The 18232-nt window shown below is 53.8% G+C and carries 13 protein-coding genes and 3 pseudogenes; 11 read left to right on the top strand and 5 right to left on the bottom strand.

Annotated elements, in window-relative coordinates:
* Positions 1 to 28: 28 nt before the first annotated feature.
* On the bottom strand, positions 29 to 910 hold the full coding sequence (locus IQ22_RS21370; protein WP_145145810.1) for a polysaccharide deacetylase family protein: 882 nt from the start codon (positions 908 to 910) through the stop codon (positions 29 to 31).
* Positions 911 to 985: 75 nt separating this feature from the next.
* A complete protein-coding gene (locus tag IQ22_RS21365; RefSeq protein WP_145145808.1) occupies positions 986 to 2341 on the bottom strand; it encodes an amidase in 1356 nt (451 codons plus the stop codon).
* A gap of 299 nt (positions 2342 to 2640) precedes the next feature.
* Between IQ22_RS21365 and IQ22_RS21360 the strand changes: the two genes are divergently transcribed.
* The gene (locus IQ22_RS21360; protein WP_145145806.1) at positions 2641 to 3654 is read left to right on the top strand and encodes a GntR family transcriptional regulator; all 1014 of its coding nucleotides are present in this window, start codon (positions 2641 to 2643) and stop codon (positions 3652 to 3654) included.
* A gap of 27 nt (positions 3655 to 3681) precedes the next feature.
* Here IQ22_RS21360 and IQ22_RS23700 read toward each other — a convergent pair.
* Both IQ22_RS23700 and IQ22_RS21355 read right to left on the bottom strand, forming a co-directional pair.
* Positions 3682 to 3965: pseudogene (locus tag IQ22_RS23700) on the bottom strand (IS3 family transposase); the annotation flags it as partial.
* A 16-nt stretch (positions 3966 to 3981) separates the two neighbouring features.
* Positions 3982 to 4655, bottom strand: a pseudogene (locus IQ22_RS21355) (transposase); the annotation flags it as partial.
* A gap of 292 nt (positions 4656 to 4947) precedes the next feature.
* Here IQ22_RS21355 and IQ22_RS24180 point away from each other — a divergent pair.
* The 9 genes from IQ22_RS24180 to IQ22_RS21310 all read left to right on the top strand — a co-directional run bounded on the left by IQ22_RS24180 (position 4948) and on the right by IQ22_RS21310 (position 14457).
* On the top strand, positions 4948 to 5190 hold the full coding sequence (locus tag IQ22_RS24180) for a PapB/FocB family fimbrial expression transcriptional regulator (protein ID WP_145145836.1): 243 nt from the start codon (positions 4948 to 4950) through the stop codon (positions 5188 to 5190).
* A 222-nt stretch (positions 5191 to 5412) separates the two neighbouring features.
* Positions 5413 to 6186 (top strand): FadR/GntR family transcriptional regulator, encoded by a 774-nt coding sequence (locus tag IQ22_RS21345; RefSeq protein ID WP_208733683.1) that lies wholly within the window; start codon positions 5413 to 5415, stop codon positions 6184 to 6186.
* 76 nt (positions 6187 to 6262) lie between these two features.
* Positions 6263 to 7561 carry a Zn-dependent hydrolase gene (locus tag IQ22_RS21340; RefSeq protein WP_244309358.1) on the top strand — a complete coding sequence of 433 codons (1299 nt, stop codon included), beginning with the start codon at positions 6263 to 6265 and terminating at the stop codon, positions 7559 to 7561.
* A 183-nt stretch (positions 7562 to 7744) separates the two neighbouring features.
* Positions 7745 to 9376, top strand: a complete 1632-nt coding sequence (locus tag IQ22_RS21335) for an ABC transporter substrate-binding protein (protein WP_244309356.1) — start codon at positions 7745 to 7747, stop codon at positions 9374 to 9376.
* Between the two features lie 6 nt (positions 9377 to 9382).
* Positions 9383 to 10336: an ABC transporter permease gene (locus IQ22_RS21330; protein ID WP_145145797.1), complete on the top strand. Its 954-nt coding sequence runs from the start codon at positions 9383 to 9385 to the stop codon at positions 10334 to 10336.
* 10 nt (positions 10337 to 10346) lie between these two features.
* The gene (locus IQ22_RS21325; protein ID WP_208733682.1) at positions 10347 to 11237 is read left to right on the top strand and encodes an ABC transporter permease; all 891 of its coding nucleotides are present in this window, start codon (positions 10347 to 10349) and stop codon (positions 11235 to 11237) included.
* A gap of 2 nt (positions 11238 to 11239) precedes the next feature.
* Positions 11240 to 12289 carry an ABC transporter ATP-binding protein gene (locus IQ22_RS21320; protein WP_145145793.1) on the top strand — a complete coding sequence of 350 codons (1050 nt, stop codon included), beginning with the start codon at positions 11240 to 11242 and terminating at the stop codon, positions 12287 to 12289.
* The gene (locus tag IQ22_RS21315) at positions 12286 to 13275 is read left to right on the top strand and encodes an ABC transporter ATP-binding protein (RefSeq protein WP_145145791.1); all 990 of its coding nucleotides are present in this window, start codon (positions 12286 to 12288) and stop codon (positions 13273 to 13275) included. Before IQ22_RS21320 ends, IQ22_RS21315 begins: the two co-directional genes overlap by 4 nt.
* Before the next feature lie 12 nt (positions 13276 to 13287).
* Entirely contained in the window at positions 13288 to 14457 is a 1170-nt protein-coding gene (locus IQ22_RS21310) for an amidase (protein WP_145145789.1), read from the top strand.
* A 140-nt stretch (positions 14458 to 14597) separates the two neighbouring features.
* Here IQ22_RS21310 and IQ22_RS21305 read toward each other — a convergent pair.
* Positions 14598 to 15152, bottom strand: a pseudogene (locus IQ22_RS21305) (transporter substrate-binding domain-containing protein); the annotation flags it as partial.
* Positions 15153 to 15665: 513 nt separating this feature from the next.
* On the opposite strand from IQ22_RS21305, the gene IQ22_RS21300 reads away from it, so the two are divergent.
* A partial coding sequence (locus tag IQ22_RS21300; RefSeq protein ID WP_158635473.1) for a PAS domain-containing sensor histidine kinase occupies positions 15666 to 18232 on the top strand: 2567 nt, incomplete at its 3' end.

Below are 18232 nucleotides of genomic sequence, written 5' to 3'. Positions count from 1 at the left end.
GTCGGTTTACTCAAAAGAAGGAAAAAGGTCAGCCTTGGCGCGGTTGGCGCTTGATAAAGTCATCTGCTATTTCATCCATGGTTACGAAGCGAACCCCTGCATGCCCTTTGAAATGCTCAATCAGGCGCTCAAGCATTAGCAGTACCTGTGGTCGTCCAGAAACATCCGGATGGATAGTGATGGGAAATACGGCGTAGTCCATTTCGCGATAGACCCAATCGAACTGATCACGCCACATTTCTTCAATATGTCGGGGGTTTACGAAACCATGACTGTTTGGGGACTTTTTGATAAACATCATGGGCGGCAGATCGTCGAGGTACCAGTTGGCAGGAATCTCCACCAGGTCGGTTTCCTGACCACGCACCAGAGGCTTCATCCAGCTCTCCGGCTCCGCGCTATAGTCGATCTTGGTCCAGCTGTCGCCTACCCGGACGTAATAGGGCATAAAGTCGTTGTGCATTAGACTGTGGTCGTACTTAATGCCTTTTTTAAGCAGCAGTTCGTTAGTAACCCGGCTGAACTCCCACCAGGGCGCGACATAACCTGTCGGTCGCTTGCCAGCCAACCGAGTAATAAGCTCGATACTCTTGTCAAGCACGGCCTCTTCCTGTTCGGGCGTCATGGCAATAGGGTTTTCATGGCTATAACCGTGAATACCGATTTCGTGGCCGGCCTCAGCTACTGCTTTCATCTGTTCGGGAAAGGTTTCGGCCGAATGCCCTGGAATGAACCACGTGGTGCGCAGATCATATTTCTTGAACAGCTTGAGCAAACGCGGTGTTCCTACCTCACCGGCAAATAAACCGCGCGAGATATCATCCGGCGAATCTTCGCCGCCGTATGAGCCCAGCCAGCCTGCTACGGCGTCTACGTCCACACCAATCGAGACCAATATTTCCTTTGCCATTTGAGAAGACCTCCTAACCCGGAGTTAGCAGAGATAAGCAGGGCCGGGCCCCACGCTCGTCTCGTAAAAATGGGATTAGTGCGTGTTCAGCTGGGCTTCAACCGCTAAAGCGATACGTAACAAGGCTTCGTCTGCTCCCTTAGGAAGTGAAAGCTGCAGGCCTGTCGGCAAGCCTTGGGTATCAAAGCCATTGGGTAATGTGACGCTGGGCATATCAAGCAGACTGCCAGGCATGGTCAGCCGAAGCGTGGCTAGATTGATTGCGGCGAAATGATCATCATCAGCCTCTAGGGACGTTAGTAATGGCGCCACATGGCTTACGGTCGGTGTAACTAGCAAAGCACCATCGAGTTCAGCTGCGATTCGAGTTTGAAGAGCCTCCCGGGCGATCTCGAGACGGATTTGCCGACTTGCTGGAAAATACCGAGACTTTTCCAGCCGTGTGCGTACACGCGGATCCAGCTGCTCGGCCTCAGGGCTGTTGAGGAGTTCTTCATGAAGGGTGAACGCTTCAGCCGCTCCTAGCCAACCATCGCATTCAATTAGGCTCAAGGTATCCTGCCAGGCTTTGAGCGACCGGCGCTCAATCCGGACCCCATTTCGGGCGAGGACCTCCAGACTATGTTCAAAATTGTCCCGTACGGCCTGCTCTATGCGCAGATCGTTCAAGGTTTCTGGATCAATACGTAACCGCAGGCCTTGCATGGAGCCAAGTTGTAGCACAAGGGAGCGGCCCGTTAATAAACAATCAAGTGCAATTGCGTCACGCACGCTGCGGGTCAATGGTCCTGAAGTATCGAGTGACCGGCCAAGCGGAAACACTCCGTCCAGAGGGTAACGACTACGGCTGCTCCGGTAGCCTACGACACCATTGAGCGCAGCGGGAATGCGAATCGAGCCAGCCGTATCTGTCCCCATGGCAATCGGCACGATACCCGCTGCGACTACGACCCCGGATCCAGATGAAGAACCACCCGGAATTCGTGCCTCACTAGCCGCATGTACATTTTTCGGCGTTCCGAAATGAGGATTCAGACCAAGGCCTGAGTAGGCAAATTCGCTAAGATTGGTCTTGCCAAAGGTGACCATGCCTGCTCGCGCTAGGCACTGCACTATTGCAGCATCACGAGTCGCAGGTCTAGCACTACGGCGAATTTCGGCACCTGCAGTAGTTACCGTACCGGCGATATCAAAAAGGTCTTTCCAAGCAATCGGTACGCCATCCAAAGACGACAACGGCTGACCTGCCTTCCATCGGGCATAGGAAGCCTCTGCTTCACGCCGACCGCGACTTTCGATAAGTGAGATGAACGCATGCGGGGTCTGACTCGTATTGGCGAGAGCGGACTCGAAAACTTGTACCGGATCACTTGCTCCAGCAGCATACGCCTCGGCTAATGCCAAGCCGTCTCGGCAATCCATTTTGACCATGAATGCTCCATAAAATGTACATATTTAGTTTTAGTACGTTTTATCTAGCAGTCATCGTGCCACTTTTGAAATTGATGATGGATCGTTTCACGCAACCCACTCTTATGCAGCTTGCATTCAAGTCAGTGGCACTTGTTCAGACACATAACCCTTTATTGGATATATTTATAAATATCCATTTTTGTGCAAAATCGTTACATTTCCTGTTTAAGGGCCCCAAACCGGTGCAGCAAAGGGGTACACGGCTGTTGCCTATAGAGCTGTGAGATAATTCCTGTTCAGCCTTGAGAACAATGTCGATGTCGGTAGAAGAAAACCAGATTTCTGAAGATGCTCGTACAGCGGCGCGCTACGGAATGATCCGCAACGCCTTAAGAGAGGCCATCCTAGATGGGCGCCTAAGGCCCGGATTAGTTCTGGTTGAGGCCCCTCTGTCTCAGCTATTTGGTACAAGTCGGGTGCCTGTACGCCAAGCGCTAACGTTGCTTTATGAGGAAGGGCTCATTTGTCGTTTTAGCGGTCGAGGGTATCTTGTTAATCCACAAGCAATTGAGCTTATACCTTTGCGGTTGCCTTTGACGCGGCAAGTACTTGGGCTCGAGTCTACTGAGGAACTAATCGATACTCGTCCTTTGGCTGAACGGGTGTTTGATGAAATTGCTGCAACTGTTAGCGATGTTGTCCTTTTTGGCCACTATCGCCTTGATGAGCAACAAGCCGCTGACTATCTAGGGATAAGTCGGAATGTAGTACGCGAAGCGTTGATGCGCTTGCGTGACCGCGGACTGGTAGAAAAGGAGCCATACGCGCAATGGTTAGCCGGGCCTCTAACGGCCCAAGCCATCGTAGAGGATTACGAATTGCGTGCGCTGCTGGAACCTGAAGCCTTACGACAAAATGCTTCAGCTATACCGCGTGATACATTGGCTATAATGCATCAGCGTATTATCCAGGCACAAAACGAGCATGGTCCTGCCCTACGTCAGCTAATAGAGCGTGTCGAATACGATTTGCATGTTGATTGTTTGATCGGATTACGTAATCAAAAAATGGCTGTCTTAATTCAGCAAAGTCAAAGTGCTTTGAATGTCAGTCGTATCTTCCGCCAGACGCTATATGTAGAAGCTGATGACACCATGTTGCTCGAACATCGGCTTATTATTGAAGCTTTACTTCAAGATAGAGTGGACTCAGCTGCCCTCAACCTGCGTAATCATCTCTTACGAGCACGCGAGCGAACCTTACAACGACTTAAAGTATTGTCTGTTTTACCCGAGCCAGACCTGCCGCCTTATATGGAGCGCTTGAGCTAGCTATTTGTCTCGAGGTGAATGTAGTGGTCAACTAATCCCGGACACTATATTAAGTTTTTCGGCCACCGCAGGCAGTAGCCCTTGGTTAAACTGATGCGAAATGTACCGTTGCATCAGGCACCGCCTGATATCTTGTTGGGCCAACGATGCATTCATGTAGCCCACACTAAGTATCCACTCGGTCTTCAGGCTGCGAAACAGCCGCTACATCGGAGTATTGTCATGGGAGTTTCGGGACGGCTCATGCTTTGCTCGAAGCGGTATCGCGACAGGCGCTAACGGAAGCTCCAGCTCCCATATGGGCTGCCTTGGACGTCCCTCTAAGTGTTAACTAGCAATTGAGGATTGGTTGGTGATGCGATTACGGCTTTGGATGATGCCGTATACCTCTCGCACAATGTAGCGCTTGAGGCACCGGATCACCTCCAGTTTTGACTGGCCTTCAGTGATGCGTCTGATAGCATAAGCCTGCGTTCGCAGCATTTGCCCGAAGCCGACTAATCGCAATGATATCTAATGCACTATTGGCGGCACGGTCACCCTTTCGATTAAGGCGATGGCGGCTAACCTTTCCTGAAGAAGCCTGGACAAGGCTAACACCATATAGGGCTGCGAAGCTGGACTCTGACCGAAAGCGATCACTGTTATTCTCGATGTCAGCAGAAGCTGGGCAGCCGTTTCGTAACCGATTACATTGCGGGAATCAACCCCAGGGCGAGTTCGTCAACCAGGGCTGCAATCATGACATCCAGCTCGGCAATTTCACCGTATAACTCTAGATAACGCTTGCCCAGCGTGCGAATTAGTTGCATGCATGTCAACTTGTGTAGTGGCTCTCGAAGCTCATCAGGCGCACAAACAATAGTGTTCTGGATGTATTGCAATGTCACGTGGTGGACTTAAATGGCGGTTTTACGGCAAACCTTGAGCACGCGCAGCGACTCAATCATGCCATCTCGCTTTTTGGGCGTAACGGTGCCTACCCCTGCAAATACAGAGTACGTCCAATAGCCGCAATGACCAGTAACAGCCAACCACGTCAGGTAGAGAGACTCTAAAAATTCAGATTTACTTGTAAGTTATACCTGATACTCAAGCCATCGTGACTGGGCTGCACTTCTAAACCAGCCAAGTAAATCAGCCAAGCATAAACTTAGATCATGCTTAATAACTGTTATCATTTAAGGTAACTTAAGCTTGAAAAGGCAATGTAGAATTGATTTATTAAAACAGCCCGCAACACTAGGTACCAGAACACCTTGATCAGGCATTAGCTACTTATGAGAAAACACGATATGGAGAAAACAAGGCAAACCTCATGCGTATGCGTACGTTGTTTTTTTAAAGCCCGGATCAGTTGAGCATGAGCATTTCGACCTGCTGTTGGAGGGAGCATTCATACGGAGGGATCGCATCATCCGGGCTCTGGAAGATTTTCTGATCAAAGGCATAGCCGCTGCGGAGGCTTGTAAGCTCAACAGTGTAAATCGAAGCCAGTTCTATCGCCGCTTGTATGTGCTCGAAGCAGAAAGCTAGTGTGCCAGGCGCCTAAGCAAACTCTATACAGGCGAAAACTGAAGTGTCCTTACCCAGAGGACCATTTGGTATTGGCAGGCCCCATAAAGATGGGATGAACCTTTAAAGCCTAGGCTCTGAAAACGACACTGCTAATGTAGAAACGACGTAGCCAATACAGATGAATTGACTCCAGCCTTAACGCCTTCTAATGTCAATTTATATGTATAAATATGATAAATCATGAAGCCGCCAGTTCGTAGAAGACAAAAGCTATCTGATCTTATTGTCGAAGACGTAAAGCGCTCTATTGTTATGGAGCAGCTCAAGCCTGGTGATCGCTTACCTCAGGAAAAGGAGTTAATGGAACGTTTTGGTTGTGCCAAGGGAACGGTTAGAGAGGCGCTAAAGGCATTGGAGGTAGAAGGTCTTATCATCATGCGAACAGGCCCAGGTGGTGGCGCCTACCTCTGTGAAGTGGATATGGAGCCGGCCAGTCGAGCGCTTCGTAATTACCTTCACTTCAATCATGTTGACGGTGCGCAGGTCTACCAGTTGCGCAAGATCATAGAGGTCGAGATTGCCGTGGCGGTTATAGGTCGGCTAAGCGAGGAGGACTTCAACGAGCTGGAGCGAAACATCGAATTTTGTAGCCTGCCGCTTACAAGCGAGGCTCAACAACGTGCTCAGCGAATTGCAGAGATTGAGTTCCATAACCTGTTGGCTGAGCGGTGCGCCAACCCTCTGCTGGGCTTTATGTCACGCTTTATGAACGACATGCTTCGTGATCTGGTGGTCTTGAAAAAAGCCTACCTGCCTAGTCGTGATGCGTTTGGGGAATCAAATGTAAATTATCACCAGGCGCTCCTTCGGGCCTGGAGGGCCAAGGATGAGGCGGCTGTTCGCCAGCTGATGCACGAGCACATGTGTGATGCCGAGCATCACATGACGGCGCTGGAGGGCGAGATGGCTCGCCATGTTCTTCTGGACTTTGCACGGGTAGGTCAGATTGTCTAAGGCGCCCTAGAGCGCAACGATGTGTTGATCCTTTTTCGACTGCCGGAACATGAATACTCAACCAGAGAGGACGCTCATGTCTCTTGCATCACGTGCGCACGAACCCTTGTTGCCCCAGATCGATGGCGAGCGCCTGTGGCTCTCGCTGATGGAACTTGCCCAGATAGGCGCCACGCCTAGAGGTGGCGTGTGTCGACTGGCACTGACTGACCTTGATCGCCAGGCCCGTGACCTGTTCATCCAATGGTGCAAAGCAGCCGGATGCGTCGTCACGTGCGACGCCATGGGTAATCTTTTCGCCCGGCGACCAGGCCGTAATCCAGGTCTTGCTCCGGTCATGACGGGTAGCCATATCGATACCCAGCCCACAGGAGGCAAGTTCGATGGCTGCTTTGGCGTTTTGGCGGGCCTGGAGGTCATTCGTACGCTCAATGACCACGGTATCGAAACCGAGGCGCCACTTGAGGTCGTTGTCTGGACCAACGAGGAAGGATCACGCTTTCCCCCCTGCATGATGGGGTCTGGGGTGTTTGCTGGAAAGTTGTCCCTAGAAGAGATCTATACCCAGCGCGACGCCAGTGGCATCAGCGTCAAACAAGCACTGGAAGCCATTGGCTACGCCGGCCCACGGACCCCTACAGGTCATCCGGTAGGCGCCTATTTTGAAGCGCATATTGAACAGGGTCCGATCCTGGAAGACCAGGGCAAGACCATTGGCGTCGTAACAGGCTGCCTGGGGCAAAAATGGTTTGACCTTACCCTCACCGGTGTCGAGTCCCACGCAGGTCCTACGCCCATGCATCTACGTAAGGACGCGCTTGTTGGAGCAGCTGCTGTCGTGCAAGCGGTTAACCGTGTCGCACACCAGCATCTCCCCCATGCGTGCGGTACCGTCGGATGCCTGGAGGTTTACCCTGCGTCGCGTAATGTCATTCCTGGGCAGGTTCACATGACGATGGATTTTCGCCATCTGGATAGCGCTCATCTCGACGCCATGGTGGCCGAGACGACCGAGGCGATAAAGGCCGCCTGCCAGCGCCATGGGCTGAGCTATACCCTAACGCCAACAGCGGATTTCCCCCCTCTGCATTTTGAAGCCAGTTGTGTAAATGCTGTTCGCAGAGGAGCGCAGCACTATGGATACAGCCATCAAGATATCGTCAGTGGAGCGGGCCACGACGCCATATTCGTAGCCGCGCTAGGCCCTGCCGCCATGATCTTTGTGCCCTGTGAAAACGGAATCAGTCACAACGAGATTGAAAATGCCCAGCCCGAACACTTGGCCGCGGGCTGCAACGTGCTGCTGAGCGCGATGCTGGAAATGGCCAGTTGCGCCCAGCCTACGTATCTGTCCCCCGTCGTGCCATCCCAGTAGCGCTTACTCGCCAGGTCGGACTTCCTTCCTACCGTGCACTGCCTCCTATAAGCCGGGCTAACCCGGCAGCGTGACAGGCCCATGATCATGGCCCTCTTGCCCGCTGTGCGGGATGAACTGCCCCAACCTTAGCAGCAAGGATTCGATCTCATGTGTTCAGCCTTCTTAGGTTTTACGGGTCGTATGAAAACCTCGTTTGCCCTCACCGCGACAATTGCTCTCTTCAGCGGCGCAGTGGCTGCGGACACTACCCTTCGTATCGGCATGACGGCAGGCGATATCCCCCTGACCTTCGGCCAGCCCGACCAGGGCTACGAGGGCAACCGTTTTACAGGAATTCCTATCTATGATGCGCTGATCGAATGGGACCTTTCGCAGGGCGAAAAGCCAGCTGCACTGATGCCGGGCCTTGCCACCCGGTGGGCAGTCAGCCCGGATGATCGTACTAAATGGACGTTTACGTTACGTGAGGGAGTAAAGTTTCATGACGGTACATCCGTAAACGCCGACGCCATTGTCTGGAACGTCCAAAAGGTGCTGGACAAGAATGCCAGGCAGTACGCCCCGGCACAGGTAGGCAACACGGTGTCACGCATGCCCACCCTAAGATCGGCCGAAAAGATAGATGATCATACGGTTGTGCTGACTACATCCGAGCCCGATGCGTTTCTGCCCTATAACCTGACGAATTTATTTATTGTCTCGCCAACGGCCTGGCAAAATGACTTTGATGCCGTACCCGCTTCGGTAACAGACGCCGCTGAACGTAGCAAACAGGCCTGGTCGAATTTTGCCTCGCATGCGGTTGGCAGTGGCCCGTTCAAGGTAGAAAAGCTTGTCCCGCGCCAGCAACTGACGCTTGCCAGAAACCCTGATTACTGGAACCCCAGCCGCGTCCCAAAGATCGACCACGTGGTGCTCTTGCCACTGCCAGAAGCCAATGCACGGACCGCCGCCCTGCTCTCCGGGCAGGTGGACTGGATAGAAGCCCCTGCGCCCGATGCCATTGACCAGATCAAGAGCCGCGGTTTCAAGCTTTACGCCAACGCACAGCCGCACCTCTGGCCATGGCAATTCTCCTTTGTCGAGGGCTCGCCCTGGCTAAACAAGGATGTACGTCATGCGGCTAATCTTTGCCTTAACCGTGCCGAGCTCAAGGAGTACCTGGGCGGCTATATGGAAGAGGCAACCGGCACCTATGAGCAAGGCTCGCCCTGGCGAGGCAATCCTGAATTCAAGATCAGTTATGATCCTGACCAGGCTCGGGCGCTCATGACCAGGGCCGGCTACAGCGAGGCCACGCCGGTCAAGGTCAAGGTGCAAACCTCAGCGTCTGGCTCGGGACAGATGCAGCCGCTGCCGATGAATGAGTATATCCAGCAGAGCCTCAAGCAGTGCTATTTCGATGTCGAGCTGGACGTGACCGAGTGGAATACGCTCTTTACCAACTGGCGTCTCGGGGCGAAGGACCCGGCGGCTAACGGCGCGAATGCCATCAACGTTAGCGCTGCAGTAATGGATCCCTACTTTGGCATGGTGCGCTTTGCCAGCTCCAAGGCGTTTCCTCCGGTATCCAATAACTGGGGCTATTTCAGCGATCCGAAAATGGACGCGCTGATTACCAAGGCGCGTAACGCCTTCGACCCCAACGAGATGGACGCTGCCGCTGCGCAGTTGCACGCAGCCCTGGTAGATGCAGCGCCCTTCCTTTGGGTGGCACACGATGTAGGGCCGCGGGCAATGTCACCCAGGATCAAGGGGGTCGTTCAGCCGCAAAGCTGGTTTATCGATCTTGCCACTATGTCCATGGAGTAACGCCGTATGGGTGCCTATATCCTCCGCCGGCTGTTGCTGGCCATTCCCATCATGCTAGGCGTCGCACTGGTCTGCTTTATGCTGGTCCAGATTGCTCCTGGTGACCCACTGGTCTCGGTCCTGCCCCCTGATGCTTCACAGGAACTTCGTGCGCAGATGATTACAGCCTACGGCTTTGATCAGCCGCTCCCGGCACAGTTTATGAAATGGCTATGGCATGCCGTGCAGGGGGACCTGGGCACTTCGATAGCCACCAGCCGGCCAGTATTCTCCGAGGTGATGACAGCTGCGATCAATTCGCTGCGGCTGGCCTTTCTGGCCACGCTTATTGGCTTCTTCTTTGGATGCCTGTTTGGTTTTGTTGCCGGTTACTTCCAGGACACCTGGCTTGACAGGCTCGCCTCGGTATTCTCGGTCTTTGGCGTCAGCGTACCGCACTACTGGCTTGGCATGCTGCTGGTGATTGTCTTTTCCACTCAGCTCTACCTTTTGCCGGCCACCGGCGGTGGCCCGGTAGGTGCCAGCGGCTGGGCGTGGGACTGGGCACATGTCCAGTTCATGATCCTGCCGGCCATAACCCTCTCGGTGATACCGACCGGTATCATCGCCAGAACGGTTCGGGCCCTGGTAGCCGAAACGCTGGCCCAGGAATTTATTGTTGGCCTTCGTGCCAAGGGCCTGGGCGAGTCCGGCATTTTCCGCCACGTGGTCAAGAATGCTGCGCCGACCGCGCTGGCTGTCATGGGGCTGCAGCTGGGCTATCTCATGGGAGGCTCGATTCTGGTAGAAACTGTTTTCGCCTGGCCTGGCACAGGCCTGCTATTGAACTCAGCCATCTTCCAGCGCGACCTGCCGCTGTTGCAGGGCACCATCTGGGTGCTGGCATTGTTTTTCGTCGTGCTCAATCTGCTGGTGGACATCCTGCAGACGTTACTCGACCCCCGTATCAAGAGGGCATGATGCAATGAACATGAGCCTGACTAACATCCCCTCTCCTGCCCAGATGGTGCCTATAGAAACGTCACCGGGCTACTGGACATCCGTTGGACGTCGCCTGGCCCGTGACAAGGTTGCCTTGCTTGTGGGAGGCATCATCCTCGCGCTGGTACTGCTTGCCTTGCTGGGCCAGTACCTGACCCTTGGTGACCCTTACGGCACCTCGATGTTCAAACGACTAAGGCCCATCGGCACCGAGGGCTTTCCGCTGGGAAGCGACGAGCTGGGGCGAGACATGCTCTCCCGGCTGATGCTAGGGGCACGCCTGTCCTTATTCATGGGCATTACACCGGTAATCCTGGCGTTTTTTATCGGCAGCGCAGTGGGCATTTTTGCTGGCTATGCGGGAGGGCTAGCCAATGCCCTGATCATGCGAACAGTGGACATATTTTATGCCTTTCCGTCTGTGCTTTTAGCCATCGCGCTGTCAGGCGCCCTGGGGGCAGGAATCGACAACGCCCTGCTGTCCCTCACACTGGTTTTCGTCCCCCAGATTGCCCGCGTCGCCGAAAGTGTCACCACCCAGGTACGCAGTCGCGATTACATCGAAGCCGCACGGGCGTCTGGTGCGAGCGCTTTTACCATCATTCGTACCCAAGTGCTGGGTAACGTGCTAGGACCGATCTTCGTGTTTGCCACAGGCCTGATTTCGGTCTGCATGATTCTGGCCTCAGGTCTGTCGTTTCTGGGTCTGGGTGTTCGCCCACCAGAGCCCGAGTGGGGGCTCATGCTCAACACCTTGCGAACCGCCATCTACACGCAGCCCTGGGTGGCTGCCCTGCCGGGACTGATGATCTTTATGACGTCCATTTCCTTCAATATCCTGGCCGACCGCCTGCGGGCCGCCATGGCCATCAGGAGCTGACCATGAATGCACTCGTGACACCTGATCTGGGCGGGCCTGCACAACCGCTGCTCAAGGTTAGCTCGCTGGTCAAGCACTTTCCCGTCAAGGGGCCGCTTGGCAAGAAGGCCGTTGTGCGCGCGGTTGATAACATCTCCTTTACCGTCCAGAAAGGCGAAACACTAGGCGTCGTAGGTGAGTCTGGGTGTGGCAAGTCCACTACAGCCCGCGTGTTGATGCAGTTGATTACCCAGGACCGAGGCGAACTGATTTTCGACGCGGCTGAAGTCAACTCGCATCAGCTGCCTCTGCGGGATTTTCGCCGCCAGGTACAAATGGTTTTCCAGGACAGCTATTCCTCCCTAAACCCCAGGCTTACCATTGAACAGTCAATAGCCTTTGGTCCCAGGGTGCACGGCCTGTCCCCTGCTGTAGCGCTGGCACGCGCAAGGGAGTTGCTGGCCAAGGTCGGCCTTGAACCAGTCCGTTTTGCTGGGCGTTATCCGCACGAGCTCTCCGGGGGGCAACGCCAGCGAGTCAACATTGCCCGTGCCCTGGCGCTGGAGCCAAGGCTGGTTGTTCTTGACGAGGCGGTATCGGCACTTGATAAATCAGTCGAGGCTCAGGTGCTGAATCTGCTGCTGGACCTCAAGAAAAGCCTGGACCTGACCTATGTGTTCATCAGCCATGATCTGCACGTCGTGCGCTACATGTCAGATCGCATACTGGTAATGTATCTGGGCGAAGTGGTAGAGATTGGGCCGGCAGAAGCCTTATTTACCCGCGCGGCGCACCCCTATACCCGCGCCCTGCTGAGCTCAATGCCTTCGATGGATCCAGCGCAGCGCACGCTGGCATCGCCGCTGACAGGAGACCCGCCAAGTCCGATTGATCCCCCGTCTGGCTGCCGGTTTCACACTCGGTGCCCCCATGCCGAGGCGGCCTGCCGGATCAGTAAGCCATTGCTGTTTCCGACCGGTGAGCATCATGAAGCCGCTTGCCTGATGAGTATTCCCAGTAGCGGCCATTCCCGTAGCCCACGTGGCGACCAGTCCATGAGGCATACCCCATGAATCTTCATGTACCACAACCGATAGTGTCTGTCAGGGACCTCTCTGTACATTTTCATAGCGCCAGTAAAATTATTTCTGCGGTAAATGGCGTCAGCCTGACAGTTGCCAGGGGCGAATCGGTGGCGTTGATTGGTGAGTCCGGCTCGGGCAAGAGTGTCACATTGCGCTCGCTGATGCGCCTGCACCCTGAAAAAACTACAGCCATCAAGGGGCGTATCGAGATTGACGGTGCCGATGTCATGACCATGTCCTCTAGCACCTTGAGTGCGTTTAGGGGATCCGTTACGTCGATGATCTTTCAGGAACCGCTGCTGGCCTTTGATCCTGTTTATACGGTAGGTGAGCAGATTATCGAAAGCGTTCGCCGGCATTGCAGGCTATCCCGCAAGGACGCTCGTGCAGTTGCGCTAGAGGCCTTGCGCAGTGTCCGCATTCCTAGCCCAGAACAACGTCTGGAGGCCTACCCTCACGAGATGTCAGGAGGCATGCGCCAGCGCGCGATGATTGCACTGGCCCTGGCGTGCAAACCACGCCTGCTTCTGGCGGACGAGCCCACTACGGCCCTGGATGCCACCGTGCAGATTCAGATCCTTCTCCTGCTGCGTGAGCTGCAACGTGAAATGGGGTTATCCATCATTTTCGTCACTCATGATATTGGTGCGGCTGTGGAGATCGCGGACCGTGTGGCCGTGATGTATGGAGGCCGTATCGTTGAAGAGGCACCCCTTGCAACACTACTAGCTAACCCCTGCCATCCCTACACCGTCGCACTGCTCAGTAGCCGTCCGGAGGGCGGCTTGAGCAAGGGCAGCCGGTTGGAAACCATTCCCGGGTCGCCCCCCGACCTGAGCCGCCTGCCTGAAGGATGCGCCTTTGCCGCACGATGCAAATATGCCAGCGAGGCCTGTAAAAAAAGTTTTCCTGGGCGGGTTGCGGTTTCTCCAGAACATTACGTCAGTTGCCATCGCTTTCCCGAGTCCGCCTAAGGAGCTTTCATTATGTCGTCTTCCTCTCCCAACGCCCTGATGCCCTACCCCTGGGTGGATGTCGCCTATGCCGAAAGTGGCCCGCTTGACGGTCTGACGTTTGCGGTAAAGGACCTGTTTGATGTTGCAGGCTACCCCACCGGCGGCGGCAATCCCCTTATCCTGGCCATGTCTGGAATCAAGACCCACACCGCACCAACGGTGCAGCGGTTGCTGGATGCGGGTGCCCGCTTTATTGGCAAGGCCCATACCAACGAAATGGCCTTTTCCATGAGTGGCAAGAATGCTCATTTCGGCACGCCGTTAAATGGCGCTGCACCCGATCGCATTCCCGGAGGCTCCTCCAGTGGATCGGCATCAGCGGTTTCGAGCGGTTTATGCGATTTTGCGTTAGGTACCGATACGGGCGGCTCGGTCCGTACGCCGGCCAGCTATTGCGGGCTTTTTGGTATTCGCCCCACGCACGGGCGGGTCTCGCTGGAGCGATGCCAGCCACTGTGTGAAAGCCTGGATACCTGCGGTTACTTCGCGCGTGATGCCAGGGTATTCGAGGCGGTGGGCAGGTGTTTGCTGGGTGAGGAACCGCAACCGCTTGAGGACCCGGAACTGGTGATTGCGCAGGAGCTGTTCGATTTGCTGCCCGTTGCAGCTCGTGATGCGCTGGCACCTGCGCTCGAGCAGATCAGTTCAGTCTATGGCGCCCTTATCCCCCTCGGACAGTCGTTTCCATCGCTTGAGGATGCCTACTGGCCCTTTCGCTATATTCAGGGCCGCGAGGCCTGGGAAGCCCAGGGTGGGTTTATCCAGCGCTATTCGCCCGTCTTTGGGCCGGACGTTGCCGAGCGCTTTCAATGGTCATGCGGGGTGACCGATAGCCAGGTAAGCGAAGCCAGAATCTTCCGAGAACATTTTCGCCAGGCAGTAAGCACCTTGCTTGGTAATCGAATACTGGTGCTGCCTACGGTTCCGGACATCGCTCCTCTGCTAACGGCCCATGAGCAGGAAATAGAAGCCACACGCCAACTGTCGCATCGATTACTGTCAATCGCCGTGTTGTGTAGCACGCCTCAGGTTACCCTGCCGCTGGCTACAAAGGATGGGGCTCCCTTGGGTATCTCGCTCATGGCAAAGGCAGGTACGGACCTTAGTCTGGTGAGAATGGCTGCCCGCATAGCGCTGTAGAGGTCCTAACGGCCAAAGAGCAGTTGAAATAAGACCTAGGGTAGGAGGGTAGGAAGTCTGGGTATAGGATGCTTGGCCCTTTGTTACCGGGCTGCTCAAGGAGCAGTCCGGTAACATCTGGAGACTTGCGGCAGGGTGCGTCAGTCGCCGTAGATATTAAAGTCAAAGTATTTCTTTTGGATAGCATCGTAACGGCCATCTGCCCGTAATGCGGCAATGGCATTGTTGAGCATGTCCAGATGCCTGTCATCACCGTTGCGTACGGCGATTGCTACACCTGTGCCGAAGTATTGCTCTTGTGTGAACGTTAAACCAACCAAGGCAAAGCCCTTACCCTGCTCAGTCTTAAGAAAGCCCTCATCAAGCGTGACCGAGCTTGCCATCGGGGCATCCAGACGGCCAGACACAAGATCTAGAAAGGCTGCGCTCTGTGAGGCATAGCGAATAATAGTTGCGCCGGCCGGCTCGAAGTTGGCGGTGACATAATGTTCAAAATTAGTGGCTCGCTGTACCCCAACGCGCTTCCCCTTGAGGCTTTCCGGGCCGCTGTAGGAAACGTCACGCTTCATAACCAGCCGCGCCAGGATGCGGTAGTACCGGTTGGTAAAGTCTACCGAGCGCTTGCGCTCATCAGTAACGGACAGCGAAGACAGGATCACATCGATCTTGCGAATCTTGAGCGCTGGAATCAGGCCGTCGAACTCCTGTTTGCCTCATTATCAGGCAAGAAATCCTTTTTATTTTCCTCTCCAGCAACGTGTGTGGTCAGTATTTGAAGTGCTCTGGCCCTGGCTCTTTTTATAGCTGAGCTATAAGAGATGTACTCATCATGATCCAGTAGATCAACATCAAGTAGAGCCCTGGCATAGACCCCAGCCCGGCTTACATGAAGCTCGACGACTTCAGCCGAAGAGGACTGCTCAATAGCAAGCATCAAGTGATACCAGGATTGCTTGGCAGCTTTAGTTGGAAAATACAGGTCTCTGCTCATACGTTTTTATTCTTAGGCAATGCTACGTTAGGCGTCTCGATAATAGCTTTATAGCATCATAGGACAAGGCGTATAGATAAATATGTAGTTACCACTTAAACGGCCTGGCTCCTTATTGATAACGGTGCGACCCATCAGATTCTGCTCTATGCTGATAAAAGAAGGCATAGTGCCAGCTAGTATACAAATAACACCTATAACTGTTGGATATCCGCCCATGCCAGACCCTGAACCTGAAGGTATTGAGAATCCATCAACGCAGGTACTTATAGAGCTTGTTGTTAACAGCTCTACTGATTACGGCGTGATTGTGACAAACCCTTCAGGTGTAATCGTAGTCTGGAATCCGGCAGCAGAAAGCTTGCTTGGCTGGAGTGCAGAAGAAGCAATGGGAACGCATTACAGTCTTTATTTCACTTCAGATAACTGGTCTGCCCAAGGGCGTCATGAGAGTAAAGGTTGGCAACTTAAGCGGGATGGTAGTTTTTTCTGGGCTGGTAGTGAATTAACGGCACTGCATAAAGGAGAGGCGCTTCTTGGCTATTCTAGAATCATTAGAGATCGTACGGACGAGTGGCTAGCCGGGGAGCGCCTTCGTTTAGCTCAGCAGGCCGGAAACATTGGTACATTTGAATGGCTTCCTGCTCTAGATCAATTTGAGGTTTCCGCAGAGTTTTGTCGGCTATGGAGGCTGCCTGTTCAAGCGTCATTTTCCATCGCTAGGCTTGAAGAGCTTATACATCCTGAGGACAAAGAGCGTTTTGTTACTGCTGTAAGAGCGCTTGCCAATCATACGCGTATGTACCTTGAGTCACGTATCGCTTGTGCAGATAACGATCAGGAGCGCTGGTTAGCCTGGCGTGGAGCTTTTGTTCAAGATCAGGCCTCGCGTACCTGTTATGTAGGCGTCTGCTATGACATCACTGAACTTAAACAGGCTGCAGTGGCCGCCCGAAAACTCCAGGTGCGCTCCCGCGACTTGGTTGACGGTATGCAGGAGGGTTTCTATCAGGTTGAAGCCGTACGAGATGAGTCTGGGCAAATTCATGACTTCCGCTACCTGCAGGCTAACCCAGCCTTCTGGCAGAACACTGGCCTTCCCATAACCACTGAAGTGATAGGACATACCATACGTGAAATCATTCCCGGGGCTTATGAGGAGTTGATCCAGGCGCATATCGACTTACTTGAAAAGACCAGGCTTTCGCCTTTCGAAATAAGAATTGCCGCGTTAGGTCAGCGTTGGTTTGAAGCCAGAGCGCAAAGAGTTGCTGAGGACTGCCTGGCTGTGCTGTTTATGGATATTACTCAGCGCAAACTTACTGAGGAGGCACTTGCTGAGAGCGAGGCCAGGCTTAAGGCTATAACAAATTCGATTGAACACATTATCTGGGGAGCAAGACCTGACGGTTACGCTGATTATTTTAATGAGCGATGGTATGACTACACGGGCATGACAAGTGATCAAGCACAAGGTCACCGCTGGTTAGATCTACTTCACCCGGATGACAAAGGTCGTATTTGGAAAATATGGCAGCACAGCCTGGCTACAGGGGCAGCTATTCGATGTGAGTTCCGCTTAAAGCATCGTTCAGGTCAATATCATTGGTTTTTGTCCAGAGCACAGGCTCTATATAACAATGGGGAAATAACACGCTGGTTTGTCAGCCTGACTGACATTCAGACTATTGTTGAAGCTCGTGAAATTCTGACACGCTCACAAGAAGAACTTGAGTGGCAAGTGGCCAACCGCACCCGTGAGCGTGACCGTATGTGGCATCTTTCCAATGACATGATGGCCGTAATACGTCTTGACGGTGGGCTTGTTGCTGTTAACGAGGCGTGTACTCGTATCTTGGGCTGGACGGAAGAGGAGTTCGTAGGTACCAACTATTTGACCCTCCTGCATCCGGACGATATAGCCAAGACAACACTTAAAATGGCCAACCTGGAAAAGGACCAGCATCAGACAGGTTTTGAGATGCGCCTTCGCCATAAGAATGGCTCCTACCGGCTCACCTCTTGGACGTCGGTGCCTGAGCAAGGCTTCGTCTATACAGTAGGGCGGGACATTACCGAACAGCGGCAGCTTGCCGAACAGTTACATCAGGCTCAGAAAATGGAGGCTGTGGGGAAACTTACCGGAGGCATTGCTCATGACTTCAATAATCTTCTGACCGGTGTGATTGGTAGCCTGGACCTGATGCAAAAGCACCTTGAGGCAGGGCGTACCAGTAGGCTTGAGCGCTATATGGGAGCTGCGACTACATCAGCGCAGCGCGCCGCCGCACTGACCCAGCGACTGTTAATCTTTTCCAGGCAACAAACGCTTGATCTCAAAGCGGTGGATCTTAATCAATTAGTTGCCTCGCTTGAGGATCTGCTGCATCAGGCGGCAGGGCCTTCTATTGCCTTGCTTACAACATTAGAGACAGGCTTATGCCTTGTATGGACGGATCGTAATCAGCTTGAGAATGTCCTGATCAATCTGGTTATCAATGCACGAGATGCCATGCCAAGCGGCGGCTCTATTACCATTATTACGTCACGGTTACAGCTCAATAGTCTTACTCAGGAAACAGGTGACCTAAAAGAGGGCGAATATATAGTTCTCTGCGTGACTGACACCGGGGTAGGAATACCTGCCGATATTATCGATAAAGTATTCGAGCCATTTTTTACGACTAAACCTATCGGGCAGGGAACAGGCCTAGGGCTTTCCATGGTGTATGGCTATGTCAAACAGACGAAGGGGCATATTCGCATCTTGTCCGAACCCGGGCA

Source organism: Pseudomonas duriflava, from assembly GCF_007830155.1.
In the GTDB taxonomy this organism is placed as follows: domain Bacteria; phylum Pseudomonadota; class Gammaproteobacteria; order Pseudomonadales; family Pseudomonadaceae; genus Chryseomonas; species Chryseomonas duriflava.
Note: the sequence above shows the minus strand (reverse complement) of the source record. Positions and strands in the feature narration are given on the sequence as shown.

Excerpts from the sequence above, each read along its gene's own strand:
- IQ22_RS21370 (WP_145145810.1), bottom strand. The coding sequence starts at position 910 with ATGGCAAAGGAAATATTGGTCTCGATTGGTGTGGACGTAGACGCCGTA.
- IQ22_RS21365 (WP_145145808.1), bottom strand. The coding sequence starts at position 2,341 with ATGGTCAAAATGGATTGCCGAGACGGCTTGGCATTAGCCGAGGCGTAT.
- IQ22_RS21360 (WP_145145806.1), top strand. The coding sequence starts at position 2,641 with ATGTCGGTAGAAGAAAACCAGATTTCTGAAGATGCTCGTACAGCGGCG.
- IQ22_RS21345 (WP_208733683.1), top strand. The coding sequence starts at position 5,413 with ATGAAGCCGCCAGTTCGTAGAAGACAAAAGCTATCTGATCTTATTGTC.
- IQ22_RS21340 (WP_244309358.1), top strand. The coding sequence starts at position 6,263 with ATGTCTCTTGCATCACGTGCGCACGAACCCTTGTTGCCCCAGATCGAT.
- IQ22_RS21335 (WP_244309356.1), top strand. The coding sequence starts at position 7,745 with ATGAAAACCTCGTTTGCCCTCACCGCGACAATTGCTCTCTTCAGCGGC.
- IQ22_RS21330 (WP_145145797.1), top strand. The coding sequence starts at position 9,383 with ATGGGTGCCTATATCCTCCGCCGGCTGTTGCTGGCCATTCCCATCATG.
- IQ22_RS21325 (WP_208733682.1), top strand. The coding sequence starts at position 10,347 with ATGAGCCTGACTAACATCCCCTCTCCTGCCCAGATGGTGCCTATAGAA.
- IQ22_RS21320 (WP_145145793.1), top strand. The coding sequence starts at position 11,240 with ATGAATGCACTCGTGACACCTGATCTGGGCGGGCCTGCACAACCGCTG.
- IQ22_RS21315 (WP_145145791.1), top strand. The coding sequence starts at position 12,286 with ATGAATCTTCATGTACCACAACCGATAGTGTCTGTCAGGGACCTCTCT.
- IQ22_RS21310 (WP_145145789.1), top strand. The coding sequence starts at position 13,288 with ATGTCGTCTTCCTCTCCCAACGCCCTGATGCCCTACCCCTGGGTGGAT.